The sequence below is a fragment of the Candidatus Cyrtobacter comes genome (assembly GCF_034470605.1).
Lineage (GTDB): Bacteria > Pseudomonadota > Alphaproteobacteria > Rickettsiales > Midichloriaceae > Cyrtobacter > Cyrtobacter comes.
This window is the reverse complement of record NZ_JARGYT010000086.1, coordinates 1-4,978: the sequence shown is the minus strand read 5'-3', so window position 1 is coordinate 4,978 and position 4,978 is coordinate 1. Positions and strand designations below refer to the sequence as shown.

At 34.9% G+C, this 4,978-nt stretch carries 3 protein-coding genes; all 3 read right to left on the bottom strand.

The window, feature by feature from the left end:
• Window positions 1–799 precede the first annotated feature (799 nt).
• The 3 genes from Cyrtocomes_RS05145 to Cyrtocomes_RS05135 all read right to left on the bottom strand — a co-directional run bounded on the left by Cyrtocomes_RS05145 (window position 800) and on the right by Cyrtocomes_RS05135 (window position 4,643).
• Window positions 800–1,648, bottom strand: coding sequence for a tetratricopeptide repeat protein (locus Cyrtocomes_RS05145; RefSeq protein ID WP_322498124.1), 849 nt, complete (start codon window positions 1,646–1,648; stop codon window positions 800–802).
• Window positions 1,649–1,776: 128 nt separating this feature from the next.
• On the bottom strand, window positions 1,777–2,286 hold the full coding sequence (locus Cyrtocomes_RS05140; protein WP_322498123.1) for a hypothetical protein: 510 nt from the start codon (window positions 2,284–2,286) through the stop codon (window positions 1,777–1,779).
• A gap of 365 nt (window positions 2,287–2,651) precedes the next feature.
• Complete coding sequence (locus Cyrtocomes_RS05135) at window positions 2,652–4,643, bottom strand: hypothetical protein (protein ID WP_322498122.1); 1,992 nt, start codon at window positions 4,641–4,643, stop codon at window positions 2,652–2,654.
• Window positions 4,644–4,978: the final 335 nt, after the last annotated feature.

The following is a 4,978-nucleotide window of genomic DNA, read 5'->3' as shown; positions in this document are numbered from 1 at the left end:
TTCTTACGAAATTGTACAGAATACGTCATTTTATCAATGCATTACTTCTCACCAATCACACAACAATAATCTTACCAATTTTATACTGGTTTAGCTATATATTCAAATTAGGCACGACAACAATTAACTATCATTAATTTAAGATAAATCGTTTTTTGAGACATTGAACCAAAAAATGACAGGAAATGATTGATGAAATTAAGAACATTTTGAGGATTATCTTAAAAAAAATGAAACAGTTTCAAAGAATGATGAAGCAACTTCTACTTGATACCTTGGTTTTCCTTTTGAATCGGCGATATCGCTGAGAACTTTAAGATCTTTGCAAAAAAAGTTTGGGTAAAATTCGAAAAACCCATTTATCCGTAATAAACGTACACAAATGATTGTCAATTTTTTGAATAAATTTTCTGAAACTTTGATCAGAACGAGGTGCCGAGAGCGAGCCCGCAAATGGCCCTGGAGAGCCAAATTCTTCCCATTGACGAACATTTCATGAACGACCCTAAACTTGTCTCGATATTTTGCAGAGATTTTGTCTGAATGTCCACTTCAAAACAGCAACCGTTAAACCCTTGAAAATCCGCGCTCTCGCATTGTTGAAACGCAAAAATGTGCATACAAAATCATCACAAGGGCGGCCCTCTTGTGTCAGCCGCAATACTTATACCGCTGAAGGCCGTATTTTACATATTTCTTAGAAGAGCATTTTTTGCAAGAGAGTGATAAAAGGTTATCTAATTTTATCATATATCGCTCTTTAGTTAAATGTCTCAAAAAAAAGAACCAAAATTTTCTTTCAAGATGGGTTCTTACACCTAGCTAAAGCCTTCTCTATGCGAGAATTGATATGGTCACTTCTGCAGTGAGAGCCTTCCACCTGCGCCTTCTTATAATACTCAAGAGACTTAGTATGATCAACCTTTACCACTCCTAAACCATAGTAGTAATAATCACCTAACGTTAGTAAAGATGCTGCTATTTCACAATTTAATCCATCATAACTTACAGATTTTAAAAAGTACTCCATTGCTTTATGAAAATTTTTTTCTCCTAAGAAGCCTTGTGCGTAAAGTTGACCTAAATAGAAGTACGCACCATACGTAAGACATGGGTTATCAACGACCGCAAGTTCCAAATACCGCTTAGCCTCTTCATAATCTGTATCACATCCTGAGCCATTATAATACATCTTGCCTAAATCAGAGAAAGACCTGCGAGCACCATATTCAGCCGCCTTAAGATGATAATCAAACGCCTTCTTATAATCTGGTGTGGATTTACACAAACCGTCACAGTACCAAGATCCAATCACAGATGTAGAATCCGGATTCCCTAAATCCGAAGCTTTTTTAAAATAATCAAATGCTTTTTTGCAATCTACATCAATACCACCTAAACCTGAAAAGTAAATTTCACCTAGCTGTTTATAAGCTTTTGCATGATTTTGAAGAGCTGCAAGCTCATAGTAATATAGAGCTTTATTATAATCTTGCTTAACATTTGCAAGTCCTTCCTCGTATGCAATTCCCACACTATATAAGGCATCTGAGTTACCGAGAGCAGCCGCTTTCTCGTAGTAAATTAAAGCTTTCTCTTTATCTACATTATAACCTATACCTTGCGAAATTGAACGAGCTAAGTTCACATAATTTACAGATCTCTGATGCTGTGTAAGTGTCTCAATATTAGAGCAAGAGGTTACGCAAAGCAAAGCCAAAAGCAGTACTACGCATTTATTATAAAACCTACACAACATCATAACAAATACCACAACTAAAATTCAGCACTAAGCCCAATCGATACATCGCCCTTCACTTCACCAGATTTTGTGTTAGTATAGCATGAAGCAGCTACATGGACCTTCACTTTCCCATTTTCACTTTCATAAATATTTTTCTCTACACTCGCACCCATATCTAAACCGTCTCGAAAGTTATCTTTTTGTAATCTTGCACTAAAAGAAAGGTCATTATCATTATTAACTACTCCTACACCAGCGCTTACGAATTTATAGCCGTCATGTAAAGAAGTGCCGGCATTAACATCAAAACTAACCTTGGAGCCTCTTACTATATCCAGATCTTTTTGAGCACTGGCGTAAAAATGCCTACCGTTAAACCCGAAGCCAGCAGCCATATCTCCATCTCTACCACCTAAAATATTAGGGCCATATTGTTGAGCAAAATTTGGCAAATTATGAATTTGCTGAGCACTAGCCATAGGAAGTGGTATAAAATCGTGCTCTATAATCAAATCATTCACTTTTGTTACAAGCTCCATCATGCTTGTGTAAGCATCTTCACACAAAGAGCAATGAGCCGCACTCTCTAAAAAATCTAATATATATATATATATATATATATATTAAAAAATTTTTATTCCTCATAGTCTCTATTACTATAATAAGCCCATAAACCAGCATTAAAGCCTTACTCAAGGGCTCAAACAGCAACTTAAAGCAAATACTCAAAAAGCAGACCTAAGTATGATTTGTCATCTAAAGAAACACTTAAGCCAACCCGCCGAGTTACTACTCTATAAGGATAGGGGCGTTATTCCACTAATGGATTATAATGTCAATATGCTTTGTCAATTTGTACTGATTGTCTTATGTTTCAAAAACGATCTTTTCTAGTACTGTACAGCAATCACATTTCAAGATGTATGTTCGTATATTCTATGTAACCATATATAACTTCAGACTGATCATATTGAGAACCTGCAAATACACTATCTACAGTATTGGCGCTCTTGCTGTAGCAGTGATATAGTTTTCCATGTTCATAACTATTCATCTCAAAACACATATCATATTTATATAAATATTTTTTGGAACCTTCAGAATCACCACCTACTTCAGGGGCTTTAACAGTGACATTTGTCTTAAACCTTGATTCCATCCATTCCTTAGCATCTTCCACAGATGTTCCAGAATTTATGAGAGCATACTTCTTCTCAAGTGCAGGTTTATATATACCATTGTATAATTTCTGGACATTTAACTTTGCAAAACGCCTCTTATCACTCTCTAGTTCATTAGCTTTTTCTATCTTGTTCTGATACCACTTAGAATCTTGTTCAAAATCGTATATAAATCCTACACACATCCAAGATAAGTAATCATTTAGTGCCTTACTTATCTCTAGTCCACGAATATGATTTTGAAAACTTATATCTTCATCCAACCATCCTAACTCACCTTGTACTGTAGCAATAGATATGGAAATAGCATCTGTTGTAAAGATTATGGGCCATGCAATTGTTTTGACAGTATTATCTAGTACAGAAACGCAGTAATCTGCGTTTCCACCCTCACCAATCCAAGAATGAGTATAAGATTTTAGTAAACCTGTAGCATACGAAGTGCCATGTGTAACAATAGCAACTTTACCAAGCAAAGGTACTCCAAGTGTAGCAGTAGTGCTCAAAGTGGCACCATGTGATATTGATGTTGCAACCGAATAATTTAAGCTAGTGAGAAACTTACCTTTTGCTGTAATAAATTCAGAATGATCATTTTGGAAGGCAGAATATCCAAAGTATACACCATCTGCTATCGCATCTACACCTAATCCGAAAGTATATACACTTCCACCATTATAGAGAGAAGAAGCTGCGTTATATATCTTTACCTGACTTGCAGCTCCAGATATCTGTTCACGAACAGATATCTGCTCACCATTAAATTCTTTTTGAATGAGGGAAGTCAAGTTTCCAATTTCATGTCCGATAACTACAACACTATTAGCTTTTTCTACACATGAAACAGCTAAATTAATATTTGATTTGAGGGTATCGATAATTTCAAATATTCTCTTCTCTTCTCTTTTAACTGATCCATTGTGGTATATATTATTTAAATCTTGCATAGCTTCACTTGATCCCCCTTTATCAGGATGCAAATCCAACGAGAACTTTCTATAGTATTGTTTATCAAGTCCATCATTAGAAAAAATATCAGAAAATATCCCAGCTCCTTTGTCACTTAATGAATCTTGTACTTTGCTGGTATCTAAATTATGTTTCTTAGCAAGGTTTTTCATATCTCGAATCTTCATAGCTCTATACAGAGTATTAAGAAAACTATAATTAATTCTAGTTTGCGCTCTTTCCTCTACAGTTTTAGGAACAGGGAAGTATTCAGTGATAGATGATAAACCACTTTCATCATTAATTATTATATCATAAATGTTACTTGCATCAGTTTCACTGTGAAAATTTTCGTAACTAATTTGAAATCCACCACTATGTTGTTGAGGTGTGTTTAAGCTTATTGAGCGATCACCATTAAATGGAATTTCAAAATTAGAATCATATTGCACACTCTTAAGTTCTTTATATTCTTTTCCTTCTAATTCATGATTTTGCAAATTTAGCCGTTCTATTAAATCGGCTCGTGAACTACTAATCACACTATGAGACCGTTCCAACCTCTGTAATTCAATGTCTTCTTTACTTCCTATTTTGATAAACCCACTTTTCCTACTTGTGTCATACCCAATATCACGCATTTCTTGTTCAATATTCCATAATTCAGCATCTAGAGACTGAATATATTGTTGCATAGAGCTATTTCCATCAAGAGCGCTTCTCACTATCTTGTTCTGTAGATTATCTGTGGTTTTCAGAGGATCCTCCACCGATCTTAGAATACGTGGTGAATTTAAATCTATAAAAGATTTGATAGCTGGTAGTATTAGCTTGTCTTCAACAAATTTTTCGCCATTTTGAGAGATATCAGCAAGCAGATTATGTGCTTCTGGAAGTGGGTTATCATCAAGTATTGAATCTTTAGTAATTGCACTATTAAGTAACTTGCTATTTAACTTGTATATTATCCTTTCTTCACCAGATAATTGGTAGGCACTGTTAACAAAGGTTGTATTTAATAGATGCTAAAGCTATAAAGGCAAGGAAAGAGAGATCGGATTTCTCAAATCGTAATGCTAAGCGTCGATTTTCTTTGAGTTTAGCG

Bases quoted from the DNA above. Each gene is read 5' to 3' on its own strand.
- Cyrtocomes_RS05140 (WP_322498123.1), bottom strand. From the start codon at position 2,286: ATGATGGAGCTTGTAACAAAAGTGAATGATTTGATTATAGAGCACGAT.